The organism is Parabacteroides goldsteinii (assembly GCF_020091425.1).
GTDB lineage: Bacteria > Bacteroidota > Bacteroidia > Bacteroidales > Tannerellaceae > Parabacteroides > Parabacteroides goldsteinii.
This window is the reverse complement of the sequence record NZ_CP081906.1, coordinates 1593193-1608914: the sequence shown is the minus strand read 5'-3', so window position 1 is coordinate 1608914 and position 15722 is coordinate 1593193. Positions and strand designations below refer to the sequence as shown.

15 protein-coding genes are annotated in these 15722 nt (G+C 45.1%); 10 read left to right on the top strand and 5 right to left on the bottom strand.

What is annotated here, in order from left to right; all coding sequences use genetic code 11:
* Positions 1 to 3: 3 nt before the first annotated feature.
* Entirely contained in the window at positions 4 to 1086 is a 1083-nt protein-coding gene (gene corA, locus K6V26_RS07565; RefSeq protein ID WP_048316996.1) for a magnesium/cobalt transporter CorA, read from the top strand.
* On the opposite strand, the gene K6V26_RS07560 is transcribed toward corA, so the two are convergent.
* Positions 1083 to 1682 carry a recombinase family protein gene (locus K6V26_RS07560; RefSeq protein WP_007659262.1) on the bottom strand — a complete coding sequence of 200 codons (600 nt, stop codon included), beginning with the start codon at positions 1680 to 1682 and terminating at the stop codon, positions 1083 to 1085. The two genes, corA and K6V26_RS07560, sit on opposite strands and share 4 nt — an antisense overlap.
* A gap of 181 nt (positions 1683 to 1863) precedes the next feature.
* On the opposite strand from K6V26_RS07560, the gene K6V26_RS07555 reads away from it, so the two are divergent.
* From K6V26_RS07555 to K6V26_RS07540, 4 genes are all read left to right on the top strand, one after another.
* Positions 1864 to 2670, top strand: coding sequence for a DNA-binding domain-containing protein (locus K6V26_RS07555; protein ID WP_224264987.1), 807 nt, complete (start codon positions 1864 to 1866; stop codon positions 2668 to 2670).
* A 201-nt stretch (positions 2671 to 2871) separates the two neighbouring features.
* Complete coding sequence (locus K6V26_RS07550) at positions 2872 to 6618, top strand: efflux RND transporter permease subunit (RefSeq protein WP_224264986.1); 3747 nt, start codon at positions 2872 to 2874, stop codon at positions 6616 to 6618.
* On the top strand, positions 6608 to 8086 hold the full coding sequence (locus K6V26_RS07545) for a TolC family protein (RefSeq protein ID WP_224264985.1): 1479 nt from the start codon (positions 6608 to 6610) through the stop codon (positions 8084 to 8086). The genes K6V26_RS07550 and K6V26_RS07545 overlap by 11 nt, the downstream gene beginning before the upstream one ends.
* Positions 8087 to 8090: 4 nt before the next feature.
* Entirely contained in the window at positions 8091 to 9671 is a 1581-nt protein-coding gene (locus K6V26_RS07540; protein WP_224264984.1) for an efflux RND transporter periplasmic adaptor subunit, read from the top strand.
* 82 nt (positions 9672 to 9753) lie between these two features.
* Here K6V26_RS07540 and K6V26_RS07535 read toward each other — a convergent pair whose 3' ends face one another.
* Positions 9754 to 9981: a winged helix-turn-helix domain-containing protein gene (locus K6V26_RS07535; protein WP_046146903.1), complete on the bottom strand. Its 228-nt coding sequence runs from the start codon at positions 9979 to 9981 to the stop codon at positions 9754 to 9756.
* A gap of 337 nt (positions 9982 to 10318) precedes the next feature.
* Here K6V26_RS07535 and K6V26_RS07530 point away from each other — a divergent pair, with 337 nt between their 5' ends.
* A complete protein-coding gene (locus tag K6V26_RS07530) occupies positions 10319 to 10618 on the top strand; it encodes a GNAT family N-acetyltransferase (protein ID WP_224264983.1) in 300 nt (99 codons plus the stop codon).
* A gap of 12 nt (positions 10619 to 10630) precedes the next feature.
* Positions 10631 to 10858, top strand: a complete 228-nt coding sequence (locus K6V26_RS07525; protein WP_007659254.1) for a (4Fe-4S)-binding protein — start codon at positions 10631 to 10633, stop codon at positions 10856 to 10858.
* A gap of 70 nt (positions 10859 to 10928) precedes the next feature.
* Here the strand turns inward: K6V26_RS07525 and K6V26_RS07520 are convergent, their stop codons facing one another.
* Positions 10929 to 11426, bottom strand: a complete 498-nt coding sequence (locus K6V26_RS07520) for a hypothetical protein (RefSeq protein ID WP_007659252.1) — start codon at positions 11424 to 11426, stop codon at positions 10929 to 10931.
* A gap of 121 nt (positions 11427 to 11547) precedes the next feature.
* Complete coding sequence (locus K6V26_RS07515; protein ID WP_007659251.1) at positions 11548 to 12183, bottom strand: hypothetical protein; 636 nt, start codon at positions 12181 to 12183, stop codon at positions 11548 to 11550.
* Between the two features lie 177 nt (positions 12184 to 12360).
* On the opposite strand from K6V26_RS07515, the gene K6V26_RS07510 reads away from it, so the two are divergent.
* The 3 genes from K6V26_RS07510 (at position 12361) to K6V26_RS07500 (ending at position 14933) form a co-directional block, all read left to right on the top strand.
* Positions 12361 to 13569, top strand: a complete 1209-nt coding sequence (locus K6V26_RS07510; RefSeq protein WP_224264982.1) for a DUF4861 domain-containing protein — start codon at positions 12361 to 12363, stop codon at positions 13567 to 13569.
* 105 nt (positions 13570 to 13674) lie between these two features.
* Complete coding sequence (locus K6V26_RS07505) at positions 13675 to 14628, top strand: IS110 family RNA-guided transposase (protein WP_010800681.1); 954 nt, start codon at positions 13675 to 13677, stop codon at positions 14626 to 14628.
* Entirely contained in the window at positions 14625 to 14933 is a 309-nt protein-coding gene (locus K6V26_RS07500; protein ID WP_007657317.1) for a hypothetical protein, read from the top strand. Before K6V26_RS07505 ends, K6V26_RS07500 begins: the two co-directional genes overlap by 4 nt.
* A 439-nt stretch (positions 14934 to 15372) precedes the next feature.
* On the opposite strand, the gene K6V26_RS07495 is transcribed toward K6V26_RS07500, so the two are convergent.
* Positions 15373 to 15717, bottom strand: a complete 345-nt coding sequence (locus K6V26_RS07495) for an MGMT family protein (protein WP_007659246.1) — start codon at positions 15715 to 15717, stop codon at positions 15373 to 15375.
* Between the last annotated feature and the right edge of the window lie 5 nt (positions 15718 to 15722).

The following is a 15722-nucleotide window of genomic DNA, read 5'->3' as shown; positions in this document are numbered from 1 at the left end:
TCTATGAGACGAAAAGAAGCTACACATGTGCACAGAAGAAGACATATTTCTAACCGGCATCTGTCGGATAAGTATTATTATGCCGGTGAACATGAGACTGTAACCGACATTCGTCTCACTCAATACAATGCCGAAGCACTCCATACGACCGAAATAAAAAAGGGTACTTCTTCTTTTGGCAAGCTGGTCGATCCGAACAAAATAAACTGGTTTCAGGTGAGCGGGCTGACCGACTCCGATACCATTACGCGTATCGTAAAAGAGTTCGGCCTGCACAATCTGGATGCCAAGGATATACTGACACCTCAGCATGTCGTAAAGATCGAGGAATATGCGAACCATGTGCTCATTATCCTGAACTCCAGCTATTATGATGCCAATATGGAGATACATTCCGAACATATCAGCTTGTTGGTCACCGGAAATGTAGTCATCACTTTCACAGAAAGCAATAATCCGGTATTCGCCAACACAATGAAAGCGTTGGAATCCGATATGCTGAACCTGCGAAAAAAAGGCAGCGGACTGCTGCTTGCTTTCCTGCTAAATACGATCATTGCCAATCTGGTGGAAACAGCCTCCAAAGTAGAAGAAATGCTGGAAGATATCGAAGAGACACTGCTCGACATCAAAAGCGACCAGGGAAACATGGGTTCGATGATCCAGCAACGCCGGCATGAATATATGCTTATCCGCAAAAACAGCCAGCCATTGAAGGAACAGTTCCCCAAACTACTGCGTACGGAGAACGGAATAATCAGTCCCGATATGCTCCCGATCTACAACGACCTTGCCGACCAGTTACAATTCGTTATCCAGACAACAGAAAGTTGCCGGGAAATCATTTCTTCATTGGTGGACCTTTATATTTCCAACAATGACCTGCGAATGAATGCGATCATGAAACGGCTGACGGTCGTATCGACCCTGTTCATCCCGCTGACATTCCTGGTCGGCGTATGGGGTATGAACTTCAAGCTGATGCCCGAACTGGACTGGAGGTATGGCTATGGTATTGCCTGGGGAATCATGTTCCTCACAGGCATACTAACCTGGATTTATATGCGAAAAAAAGACTGGTTCTAAATCCCGTAATTCCTTTTGAACTGGTAATAAGTATTTCTGGACACATTGAAATGCTTGCAGATCATGACAATGGTGTCCCCTCTTTCAAGCATGTTCATCACTTCATCTTTGTTGGCATCCAGCAAAGATTGCTTGGCATCCGTTCCTTTCGGACGTCCCAACTGCAAGCCCTCCTTCTCTTTCTTATGGTTCAACGCCTCTTTCGTACGGACAGACATCAGGTGGTGTTCTATCTCCGAAACCAGATTACAGGTAGTCGATATAGCTTCCGTATTCAGGTTATCATCCAGAAGATAACGGTCATTTATACTATATACATGAACCCCCAGGGTCATACATTTGCTCAAAAGGGTCATTACTTCGGACAGGGTACGACCAAACCGGGCAATATCCGTTATAATAACTTTATCGCCTTTTTTCATTCTGTCCAACACACGGAACAGAGTCGGCTCACTCTCCATTCTTTTTCCGTCTACTATATCAGTGATCCATTTACTGATTTCCCAACCATTTGCCGATGCATAACGAGTAATTTCATCTTTCTGTCTTTCAAGATGTTGCCTGTCAATAGTTACTCTCAAATAAGCTATTACCATATCTTTATAACTAACTAATATTAAACTGTATAATCAGCGTTTTCGCTTTTTTGCCGTGAAGATACAACAAAGCTGTATACGCCGTCATAAAATAAAAGCTAAACTTTCCATTTTAATGAAAGCAAATGTTATTACAAAAGCGTATCTTTGAAAGCTTTAACTCCTTTAAATCAAGAATCGAATGGACAAAGAACTACCTAAATCCGAATTACACAACATGATTGCCAATGTACATATCGGGACCAACGAGAGTTTCCTTCCGGGAATAAACGTCCAAAAAGCCAGCGTGATGTTTCGCGACACAATCGACTTGGACGAACTTGCCGACCGGGCGAAAAAAGACGGTACCCCCTACTCGAAAGAATCACTGACAGGTTGTTTCCGGACAATGATAAATGAAATTTATAAGGCCACGGAAGCCGGCTTCAACGTCGATTTCGGGTTGGCCCGTACGGAATTGACCGTAAATGGAACATTCGATAATGCACATGCCAAATTCGACCCTGAATGCCATACTCTCGTCCCCTGCCTTCGCCCCTCTCCCCGCCTGAAGCAATGCGTCAAACGCCTCCCGGTCGAAAACTTAGGCCCGATTAAAGACTTCAAAGTGCCGCGTCCGGATTACATCTCCCGGCTTATCCGCCCATACAATCCGCAGACAGACGGCAAGATAGGCAAACTCGCCCCTGGCCAGCCTCCCCATGTATCGATCTACGGCTACAATCTCAAGCTGATGGGCGACCTGCCCGGTGTAGGCATTACCATCAGCTGCCTCGAAACGGGCGAAAGCTACTCCGTCAGTCCCGACGAATTGATTGTAAACAGCCGGTCGCGCCTCTGTTTCACACCGAAAATACCCTTTACCCCAGGTGAATGGGAAGCTGTCATCGCGACCCAGTTCACACCGACTTACCACCTCTATAAACAACTGCGTTACGGCACGCTCGCCTTCACTGTCGCTGACGAACCTCAAACATCTGAGGCATAGCACCTCAAAACTATGAGGCATAAAACATCATAATTATGACACAAGACACCTCATAGCTTTGAGGTGCACTCACGAAAGAGAAGCCGAGCATGCCGACAAACACGTTATGCCGACCGGCAGCCTCCTCTATTCAACTGCTGCGTTCAACAAAAGACAGGCCCGGTTGTTATAGGTATAGTTATTCATTATACCATACAACTTATGCTGAACAAACTCATCCGTTATTTCCTTGAGAACAGGGTGATAACCATGCTATTATTACTATTGGTCGTTGTCTGGGGAATATCCACCTCTCCTTTCAACTGGCACGGTGGTATCATACCCCGTAATCCAATCCCGGTGGATGCCATTCCCGATATAGGCGACAACCAACAGATTGTCGCTACCGAATGGATGGGACGGTCTCCCAAAGACATACAGGACCAAATCACCTATCCGCTGACAACTTCCCTACTGGGAATACCTGGGGTTAAAAGTATCCGGAGCAGTTCCATGTTCGGAATGTCATTCATTTATATCATTTTTGATGATAATATAGAATTTTACTGGAGCCGTTCACGTATCCTGGAAAAGTTGAATTCGCTGCCTCCCGGCACATTGCCGGAAGGTGTACAGCCGGCTCTCGGGCCTGATGCAACGGCTTTAGGACAAATATATTGGTATACGCTGGAAGGTAGAAATCCGGAAACGGGTAAACCCACCGGAGGCTGGAATGCCGAAGAGTTACGCACGATACAGGACTTCTACGTAAAATATAGCCTTTCGGCTGCCGAAGGAGTCTCGGAAGTGGCTTCTGCCGGAGGTTTTGTAAAGGAATATCAAATCGAACTGAATCCGGATGCCATGCGGGCTTTCAATATATCGGTTATGGATATTATGAACGCCGTCAAGAAAAGTAATCTCGATATCGGTGCGGAAACGATGGAGATAAACAAAGTAGAATATCTGATCCGGGGGTTGGGATATATTAAAGATGTATCCGACCTGGAAAAGGCGGTCGTCACTGTGCGCGACGGTGTTCCGGTCCGTATTTCTGATGTTGCTTTCGTAAATATCGGCCCGGGAACACGCCGGGGCGGACTGGATAAGGAAGGTATCGAAGCAGTCGGCGGAGTGGTTGTCGCCCGTTACGGAGCGAATCCTCTGGAGGTGATTGACAATGTTAAGACGAAGATAAAAGAAATTGAAGCCGGACTTCCCCAAAAGACATTGGAGGACGGGACTGTTTCGAAAGTAACCGTTGTTCCGTTTTACGACCGTACCAACCTGATAAAAGAGACAATCGGGACACTGGAGACTTCACTTTCGCATGAAATATTGATTTGTATCATTGTAATTATCGTACTGGTACTGAACCTGCGTGCCTCGGTCATCATTGCCAGCATGTTGCCGATAGCCGTACTGGCGACTTTCATCCTCATGAAATATACCGGGATAGAAGCAAATATTGTTGCGTTATCAGGTATTGCGATAGCAATCGGAGTCATGGTCGATGTGGGGGTTGTTTTTGTGGAAAGTATTATCCGGTATATGGAGATGCCGGAGAACAAAGACATTAAAAGAGGTAAAGCCTTCGTAAGCCTTATTTACAAAGCAGTAAGCGAAGTGTCCGGTGCCATCGCGACGGCGATGATAACAACCATTGTCAGTTTCCTGCCGGTCTTTGCGATGGAGGCACAGGAAGGGAAGATGTTTTCTCCCCTCGCCTATACAAAAACATATGCGCTGGCTTCCGCTTTTATCTTGGGGTTAATACTATTGCCTACGCTCTCTTATCTGCTGTTCTCCGTCAGGATAAATTCAAAAATGATACGGAAGGTGGCTAATTATTTGTTAGTTGTAGCAGGTATCGTATTACTGGTTATCTATGGAAGCATACCGGCACTGGGACTTACGGCTGTCGGTGTGAATAACCTGTTCGCTTCTTATTGGAAGAATCCTAAAATGAGTACCTATATCAATATAGGCATTACGCTGCTGGTTGCTATTTATTACCTGTCGGAAGAGTGGTTGCCGATGGGACCGCAAGCCGGATTATCGGCCAATATATTATTTGTTGCTGCCTGTATCCTTATTATCTTATCTCTTCTGTGGATATTGGTTATTTACTATGAAAAGATACTGAGATGGTGCCTCAGCCACCGCTGGCTATTTATGATTATTCCGGCAGCCACCATCGTATTCGGTTTCATGATCTGGAGAAAAATCGGCGAAGAGTTTATGCCCAGCCTGAACGAAGGCTCCTTCCTGCTGATGCCGACCAGTATGCCTCATACCGGGATTGCACAGAACCTGGATTATATCGAAGCACTGGATAAACGCCTGGCAGCTATTCCCGAAGTAGAGACAGCCATCGGGAAATGGGGACGTGTCAACTCGGCTCTCGACCCGGCTCCGGCACAGATGTTTGAAAACACCATCAATTATCGTCCGGAATATATATTGAATGAAGACGGACAGCGTGAACGGTTCAAGGTAAACGGGAAAGGAGAATATCTTTTAAAAGACGGCGGTACTTATAATCCAGCCGACGGTTTCCGGCTTATCCCCCGCGACAGCCTGATACCTGACCGGAAAGGAGATTATTTCCGTCAATGGCGTCCGGAAATTAAAAACACAGACGATATATGGCAGCAGATTGTGAATGTCACTCATTTACCGGGTTTGACCTCCGCTCCTAAATTACAGCCGATAGAGGCACGCCTGGTCATGCTTTCCACCGGGATGCGTGCCCCGATGGGACTAAAGATATATGGTCCGGACCTGGAGACAATCGAGCAAAGCGGAAAAGCGATAGAACAGGCATTGAAAGAAGTTCCTTCGGTTATCCCCTCTTCCGTCTTCTACGACAGGGCAGTCGGTGCCCCTTATCTGGAAATAAAGTTGAACAGGGATAATATGGCCCGCTACGGAGTAAATGTAGAAGACTTACAGGAGATATTGAGTGCTGCTGTCGGTGGAATGATATTGACCACTACGGTCGAAGGCAGGGAACGTTTCCCGGTCCGTCTCCGTTATGCACGTGAACTGCGGGATAATCCGGAGGCTTTATCCATGTTACTGGTTCCTACCGCTACCGGCGCACAGATTCCATTGAAAGAACTGGCGGATATCGACTATACCCGGGGAGCACAGATGATTCAAAGTGAGAATACGTTTCTGGTCGGTTATGTCATATTCGACAAAACATCCGGCAAAGCCGAAGTAGATGTAGTAAAAGAAGCGACACGCGTACTGGACCAAAAGATAAAAGACGGGGAGTTGAGGTTGGCAAAAGATGTCTCCTATAAATTCGCCGGCAATTACGAACAACAGGAACGGGCCACCCAACGGTTGGCGATTGTTGTGCCATTGGCATTGCTAATCGTTTTACTGATACTCTATTTCCAGTTTAAAACGGTGACCGCTTCCCTCATCCATTTCTCCGGCGTATTTGTCGCTTTTGCAGGAGGATTTATCCTGCTTTGGTTGTACGGGCAGGATTGGTTCATGAACTTTTCCGTAGGGGGAGAAAACATGAGGGACCTTTTTCAGATGCATACAATCAACCTGAGCGTCGCTGTCTGGGTCGGCTTTATCGCCCTGTTCGGAGTCGCAACCGATGATGGCGTGCTGATGGGGACATACATCCACCAGACTTTCCTGCAACAGAATCCGACTACTAAAGAAGCGATACGGGAAGCAGTCGTTACAGCCGGACTCAAACGTGTACGTCCTGCCGCCATGACGACAGCAACGACATTAATTGCTTTACTACCGGTACTGACTTCTACCGGAAAGGGAGCCGATATCATGGTACCGATGGCAATACCCACTTTCGGAGGTATGCTGATACAATCCATGACTATGTTCGTAGTCCCCGTGTTGCAATGCTGGTGGCGCGAAAGTGTGATTAAGAAAGAGCAAAAGAAACAGAACATTCAAATGAATACAAGCGATGAGAAATAAGATAAAAATACAAGCATATATAACAGGAATAGCCTTGCTGCTCGGTCTCCTTCCGGCATTTTCACAGCAGACGGACAGCCTGGCGTGGTATCTGGAGATAGCCGCACGCAACAACCCGTTGGTAAACTCCAACTTTGCCCTCTATAAGGCTTCACTGGAAAAGATTCCACAGGCAGGAGCTTACGAAGACCCGGAACTGGATATCGGTGTTTTTGTCAAACCGATGGAGACACTGAGCGGTAAACAAATTGCCGACTTTACCCTGATGCAGATGTTCCCCTGGTTCGGAACGCGTAAAGCGGCCCGCAATGAGGCGACCGAAATGTCACGCATGGCCTACGAGCAATTCCGTGAAGCCAGGAACAATCTGTTTTATGAAGTAAAAAGCCAGTGGTACCAGTTATGTAACCTCAACGAACAATATAAGAACACGCAAGCTAATCTTGCTTTATTGGAACAATTGGAGAAATTGGCTCTCAACCGTTATTCCGCACCGTCAGCCAATGCACCCGCCTCCACAATTACCCCCATTACAGGCAATGCAGTTACTCCCCCCGCTTCCAATGGAAGCAGTATGGATAACATGGGAGGAATGGGAAGCGGCACCCAAGCAGCTCCACAAGGTAGTCCGGCCGGCAATTCCTCTATGCAGGAAATGGCTTCCGGTCCTATGGGAAGTTCTATGGGTACCGGCAGTTCTTCAGGCACCATGTCGGACGTACTGCGCATACAGATAGAAAAAGCGGAACTTCAGAACAATCTGGAACTCATTGTCTCCAACAGAACGGCTGCCGAAGCACGTTTCAATGCCCTGTTAAACCGCAGGCAGGATATGAGGGTTGCTGTTCCCGATTCTTTGCGACAACTGCATTTCCTGATTGACGACCAGGCCATGACCGACAGTATCATTATAGCCAACCCAATGTTATCGATGCTCGAAGCCGAAGCAAATGCCTACCGGGCAAAAGCAGAGATGGATAAAAAGATGAGTTATCCGATGTTTGGAATCGGCCTGCAATATTCACTGGTCGGAAAATCGAATAACAGTATGGTTATGGATAACATGAACGGTATGGATATGGTCATGCCTATGTTTAAAATCAGTATTCCAATCTTCCGTAAAAAGTATCAGGCACAACAAAAGGAAAGCCGGCACTACCGCCAGGCAAGCGAACTGAAATACGAAAATACGCTGAATCAGCTGCAATCCGAATACCAGACGGTTAAACAACAGTTGGCGGATGCATCCCGGAAAATAGCTCTTTACCAAAAGCAGCAGGAACTCTCATTATCCACCTGGCAACTGATTGTCCGGGAATTTTCCGCCGGAACAACCAGTCTGACAGATGTCATACAGGTAGAACGCCAGCTTTTGGATTACCGCCTCAAGAAAAGCGAAGCTATTGCGGAATACAATACAAGGATAGCCGGCATGGAAAAATTAGTAGCAACCTCGATAAACGAATAAAGACATGAAAAAGATAAAAGAATGGTTTAAAACCAAACAAGTACAATATATCCTGTTTGCAATGGCCGGTTTATTTCTGGGCTGGTTATTCTTCAGTCCATCCTCCACAACACCCCAGGTAAACGACGAATACCATAGCCATGACAGCATTGCGGAACACACCCACAGTCATGACCTGCAACAGGATGAAAACGGCGTATGGACCTGCTCCATGCATCCCCAAATCAAACAGGATAAACCGGGAAAATGCCCGATATGCGGTATGGACCTGATTCCTTTACGCAAAAGCAGTAATAGCCACGAGAATGTAGACCCTTCCGCCATCCAGTTATCGGAAGAAGCAATAGCACTGGCTAATGTGCAAACTTCACGTGTCAGCAAAGAAAATCCGGTTAAGGAAGTGCGCCTGTACGGTAAAATAGCACCGGACGAACGGAGCTTGCAATCGCAAACCGCCCATGTGGGAGGCCGCATAGAAAGTCTGGCTGTCGATTTTACCGGCGAAACGGTCCGTGCCGGACAAACGCTAGCCACCCTATACTCACCGGAATTATTTACGGCACAACAGGAATTACTGGAAGCGATCAAAATGCAGCAACCCGCCTTAATAAAAGCTGCCCGCGAGAAACTGCAACTCTGGAAGATGACGGATGCTCAGATAACGGCTATCGAACAATCCGGCACCACCTCTCCTACCGTAGAGATTAAATCGAATACAAGCGGTATCGTTATGTCAAAACGGGTCAGCCAGGGGGATTATGTTTCGCAGGGAGCCGTATTATTCGATGTTGCCAACCTTTCAAAGGTATGGGCCATGTTCGATGCCTATGAAACAGACCTGCCCTTCCTGAGCAAGGGAGATCCGGTCTCATTCATCATGCAGGCTTTCCCCGGCAAAGTATTTAAAGGGCGCATTGCCTTTATCGATCCGATTGTCAATCCGACCAGCCGCACCTCCCGTGTTCGTGTCGAAGTAGCAAATCCGGGTATGGAACTGAAACCGGAGATGTATGCGACAGCCATCGTCGACGCTCCCCTGAAAGGATATAAAGATCAGATTGTCGTTCCCCAGACAGCCGTACTCTGGACAGGCAAGCGGTCTATCGTTTACGTCAAACAACCGGACATGTCTACCCCGACATTCCAAATGCGTGAAGTGGAACTGGGTCCGTCGTTAGGCAATGCCTATGTGATACTGAAAGGACTTTCGGATGGAGAAGAAATTGTAACCAATGGCGTTTTCTCTATCGATGCCAGTGCACAGTTGGAAGGAAAAACATCCATGATGAATAATGACGGAAACACGGCTCACCCAACTCAAAGTGAGCATGCCATGTTCGGAGTAAAAGGAGCCTGCGACATGTGCAAGCAACGAATTGAAGATGCCGCCAAAAGCGTAAAAGGAGTCACTTCCGCCTCATGGGATAAAGAAGCGCAAATGGTCCACCTGCAATTCAACCCGGAACAGACCTCTGCTGATGCCATTGCCAAAGCGATAGCCAAAGCCGGGCACGACAACGATAAGTATAAAGCAGACGACAGTGTTTACAACAAGCTCCCGGCTTGCTGCAAGTACCGTCAATAGAAGAGTGAAGCGCAAACAAAAAGGGCTACAATTCATTTTGTATCCCTTTCCCGTTTGCGCTTCAAAAATTATCCTCTTCCTATCAATAATACGTCTCTGTTAGCGGAATATTTACTTCGACAGATAGCATCCCACTGCCATCACTACAAAAACGTACTTTGTTTTCACGGGCTAGCCAACCCAATGCGAGAAAAATAACAGACTCCTTACAATGAGTCATCTCTCCAATCTTTCTGATAGACATGTTACCTCTCTCTGCGAGCAAGCGCCAGATCTGACCAGCACTTGAACCAACGTCATTCTTATTCATAACACTCCATTTTTTGATATGTGACCTAAAACTAATAATAATGGATCAAACGGACATGTTCCATTTGACTCCTATATTAGTTACTTATACCATTTATTACTCAACTTTCGCACAAAACAAATGACTTTGCTTTATAAATGAAACAACCTTGACGCTAAAAATGTTTCACAAAAACCACACTTATTCAATATAAATTGAAAGACAAACAACCTTTAGGCTTACAATCAGCAACTTCCGTCATTCATTTTTCTGATAAAAAGAATTGTAGGAAACCGTAAACAAAGCCTTTCCCTAAACTGTTTGAATTATATAGAATCAAATAAAACAATTAGGCGATATGGACGATTATGAATTAATTGATAACGAAGAGAGACATCAATACGAATTTCACATTGGCAAATACGTTCCGAAAATTGAGTATATAAAAACCAAGAACGGCGAGATATACCTTACACACACCGAAGTGCCCGTAGCCCTCAAAGGGAAAGGTGTCGGCAGCCAACTAGCTGAAAAAGTGCTGAAGGATATAGAAAAACAAGAATTGCGCCTGGTTCCGTTGTGTCCCTTCATTGCCGGATACATCCAAAAGCATCCGGACTGGCGACGCATAGTAATGAGAGGTATTAACATAGGATAAAGCGATATAGATATGGGAAAGAAAATTGAATATTCAAACGGTGAACTGACAATTATATGGCAGCCTGACCTTTGTCAGCATTCGGGTATTTGTGTAAAAACATTGCCACAGGTATATAACCCCAAGGAAAGACCCTGGGTGAAAATAGAAAATGCAACCACCGATGAATTGATCGCACAGATCAACAAATGCCCGTCGGGAGCACTTAGTTACAGGCTTAATAAAAAAGAAGAAGAATAGGTAAATAAATAAATGCTATAACTTAATTACTGACTTCCGTCAGGCTCGTTCACAGGCCGGCGGAAGTTTTTTATTTGAGGCGGCCTTCTATCCCTAACTGGTAAAGGAATAATCCCCAGTTTTCTTCACGTATTTCTGTGTTCAACCGGACTTGTTCCACATCGATATTTGCCGGATAACTGTCATTCAGATAGTATTTATCCTCAGCAGTATCATAATACAACACCAGGTCGTTATAAACCGTACTCACACTCGCCATCACATCGGAGACATTGGTCGCCGTAAACAACTCCGTATCGGCCAATATAACAAGTATCTTTTCATACTGCTCCAGCTTTTCCTTAAATACCGAATGGTCGTAGAACCTGATTTCTCTGGTATCTCTGTTAAACCATTTTATATCGTTTCCTGTAAAAAGGATTTCATTTCCTAAAGGCAGGTTATAAACCTTATGACCTAAACCGACCACAACTATTTCAGAGTTTTCATTCAGCGTGCCGTCATTCTCACAGCCGGCAAACGTCAGCAATAAGAACAAAAATGATATGAAGTAACATAACTTTTTCATCAGACTATCATTTAGACTACTGTATCTGCACGGAATAAATTCAGGAACAGAGAAATAGCAGTCTCAAAATTAGCATTTTAAATTGGATGCACAAATCATTCCGGAAGAAAAAGTAAACCTGTCAGGGCATGGCATTATAGTAACGCCAGGTATCATCACGTTTACGGTTCCTCCGCTTATTCCTTTCCTCTTTTGAAAATATCCATTTCAAGATATCGTCCAGAGAAAAATAGAGTTTGACGGACCCGCCCACGGTTCCCCGCTTCTGTCCGTCTTTTACCACATCTGAAGAATACAGGTTCCTCCCTCCTGCCGCAGCCGTTACCGGCAGCTTGCCTATCTGTATCTCTTTTTTGTCGATAAGCCGTGTGGGAGGAGGCGTATAGGCCTCTTTGTTTATTTTCGGAATTGTATCCAGTTCCATCTTATAGAGACGGTAAACACTTGGGGGCATCGACTTATAATCCACGTTATTATGTATGCTATCCGTATCTGCATGCAAATATTCGGAGAAATCTTTCAGGAGAGGCAATTCAGAGGGAGCTTCCAGTATCTGCTGTCCGGGTTCATCTTCCATATGGATCAATTTACCTTCGCGGATAGCTTTCTGAAACTCCGGATTAATGCGTATCGTATCCTTTCCGGATAAAACACGCGACAACCACACCGAATCTTCTTCACTCCAATGCTGTGCATAGAGCTGAACCGGCAAAATACCTGTCAACATCAGAATAAGTAAACACTGCTTCAACTTCATACTATAGAAACGATAAAAAGACAATTTTACTGCATGACAAGAACAACCATTAAGTAGAAAAATAGTTGTTTACCGGCGATGAACTTTGTAAACTTCGCGAATATTCATACTTTTACTGCCGGTTTCAGAACTGTTTGTCACAAGGGCGAAATATTTATAAACTACAATATTTTATTTATGAAAAAGATTATCAGCTTATTTTTAGCAGCTACCGCATTTGCCTGTACACAGGAGCAAAGCGTAGATGTAACGGTTACGAACCCGTCTGCCATCGACCGTTCAAAGGAGGTCACAGAAATTTCAATGGATGCCATTGCCAAACTGAATGGCGAATCTTTCATCATTTCCGACAATAACGGGACGCAGGTTCCTTATCAAATCACATACGACAAGAAAATTATTTTCCCTGTTGATGTGAACGCAAACAGCAGTGTTACTTATAAGATTAAACCGGGCACTCCCAAGGCTTTCGCCACAGTTGCCTGCGGTAAGTTCTATCCGGAACGTGTGGACGATATTGCCTGGGAAAACGACCGTATCGCTTTCCGTACCTATGGTCCGGCTTTGCAAGCTACCGGCGAACAGGCCTTCGGATATGATATCTGGACTAAATGTGTTTCCGAACCGGTTGTAGACATGCGTTATAAGACTGAACTGAACCCGGAATCGAGAGCCAAAATAGCCGAACTGCGCAAAACAGACAAAAAAGCAGCACAGGAACTCGCCAATTCGATTTCCTACCATATCGACCATGGTAACGGACTGGATTATTATAAAGTAGGCCCGACACTGGGTGCAGGTACTTCCGCCCTTCTTTCTAACGATTCCATCGTTTATCCGTATTGCTACAAAGACTATGAGATTCTGGATAACGGTCCGTTGCGTTTCACTGTTAAGTTGGTTTACAATCCGCTGAAAGTGAAAGAGAATGATAATATCATCGAAACACGTATACTTTCACTGGATGCCGGTTCGCAGTTAAACAAAATTACGCTTACGTTTGCCAATCTGAATGAAGCGACACCACTTGTAACCGGTATCGTACTGCACGAACCGAGCACAGACTATCAGGCTGATGCCGCAAACGGCTACATTGCATACGCCGACCCTGAAGACCCGACAAACGGACAAATTTACATCGGAGCCGTCTTCCCTGAAAAACTAAGTGATGCGAAAGCTGTAAACTTCTCTGACACTGAGAAAAAACAACGCGGAGCAGACGGTCATGTACTGGCTTATGCTACTTATGCACCGGGCAACGAATATACGTATTATACCGGAGCCGGATGGAGCAAATGGGGTTTCAAGAACTCTGCCGAATGGTTCAAATATATCCAGGACTTTGCCCAAAAGGTAAAACAACCGTTACAGGTTACTGTAAAGTAAAAAAAGATATATCATGAAACATCCATGAAATAAATTTCGTCCAAGAGCATGTAAATAGGGGGGTATTGTTTACTTTAGTGTCATTCACTCGAAAAAACGAATGCAATGAAAACAGTACCTTTTGAACAAGTCATCCTCCGGGGTTGTGGAATAGATGTCCACAAGGACATGGTAGTTGCTACGATAAGTGGCGAAGGTCTCAAAACTGAAACCCGCAGTTACAAGACCTTCAGTAGTTCTTTGACAGAATTAAAAGAATGGTTATTATCCAGTGGCATTACGCATGTAGCCATGGAAAGTACCGGTGTTTACTGGAAGCCGGTTTATAAGATTCTTGAATGTCCTGATATGAAAGTCTGGATCGTGAACGCACGGCACATCAAGTATGTTCCCGGGCACAAAACGGATAAAAAGGATAGTGCCTGGATTTGCAAACTGCTTTTAGCAGGTTTGTTGAAACCGAGTTATATCCCGGAGCGTGAACAACGTGAGCTTCGTGATTTAACCCGTTACCGTAACAAGTTGATCCAGCATGTATCTTCTGAGAAAAACCGTATTGTTCGTATCCTGGAAGATTGTAACATCAAACTTTCCAGCGTGGTGTGCAGCCTGGACGGAGTCGTGGCGAACAAGCTGATAGATATGTTGATCGATAAGGGTCATGTAACAATGGATGACATAACTTGCATCTATCATAAAAAACTTGAAGCCAGTCCGGAACTTCTTTATCAGGCTTGTGAAGGCTTTATAGAACCGCATCACATCTATATGTTGCAGACCATCCGTAAAGATATGGAACAGACGAAAGCCATCATAGCTGACCTTACCTGCCGTATAAAAGAGGTTTTATCTCCTTATGAGAATGTGATGGAACTCTTGCAGAAGATCCCCGGACTTAGCCGGAAAACGGTTGAAGACCTGATAGCAGAGATAGGTGTGGATATGGAAGCCTTTCCAACCGAAAAGCACCTGGCTTCGTGGGCCGGTGTCTGTCCTGGCAATAACGAGAGCGCAGGTAAAAAAAAAGTGGTAGAACCACCCATGGCAACAAACAGTTGAAAGCCGTAATCACGGAGGCTGCGTGGGCAGCCACCCGTACCAAGAACACCTTTTACAGTGCACGTTATCACCGTTTAGCCGCCCGTCGAGGGAAAAAGAGGGCTTTAGTAGCAGTAGGACACTCGATCCTGAAATCGGTATGGCATGTACTGAAAGAGGCTTGTGAGTATAAGGAACTCGGTGCGGAATATCTCAACCAAAGGATGGAGCAGAAACGGAAAAATTACTTGAAGAAAGAGCTGGAAGCACTTGGCTATAAAGTTAAAATCAGCCGTGATGATGGTCCAATCCCAGAAGTAGGTTAAAAACATAGAGAAGGTCGATTTTTACTGGCTTGTTGTCGTAAGAAACAGCAAGAGGTCGCTCATGAAACTGATCTCAACTGCTAAGCGGTCAAGACTGCGAGTCCTTTAACGCGTGTATGAAATTTTTTTTCTTAGCTGTTGTAAAATTATAAAATGCCCAAAGATAATAGCCAACCGCATTTGTATCTATACAAGTGCTCTCTTTTGTTTTGTCTGAACTCTAAAAAAATCAATTTATTAATGGTTTAAACGGCTCTCTTGAGATAGGGAGCGCAATTTATTTACATATGAAAATTCTCATATATTATGATACTGCATTCTCATATATTATGCGACTCCAGTATCACAATATATGAGAATGCTGTGTTATAATATATGATATAAGCATCATAATAGATAGAGTCTCTGCGTTCACTCCCGAAAATTCACCCGTTGCCTGTCACGGAACAAAGGATATCTCATCCAAAGGATTCCAAAAGACCTTTTTCCAATCTTTTATACGGTTGTTTTCAACCCGGATACCTTCCTCTTCCAGTTTTTCCTGCATTTCGGTCGGCGTGCCGAAAGCATCTTTGCCGGATAATATTCCTTGACTGTTCACTACCCGGTAAGCAGGAACTCCCACTTCCGAACAACCTCCCAACACTCTGCCGACCATCCGCGACATATTCGGATAACCGATAGCACGGGCTATCGCACCATAACTGGTGGCACGTCCGTACGGAACCGTTTTCACCATCTGGTAGACAGCCCCCACAAAATCCTCTTTATCAAAATCAGACATATAAT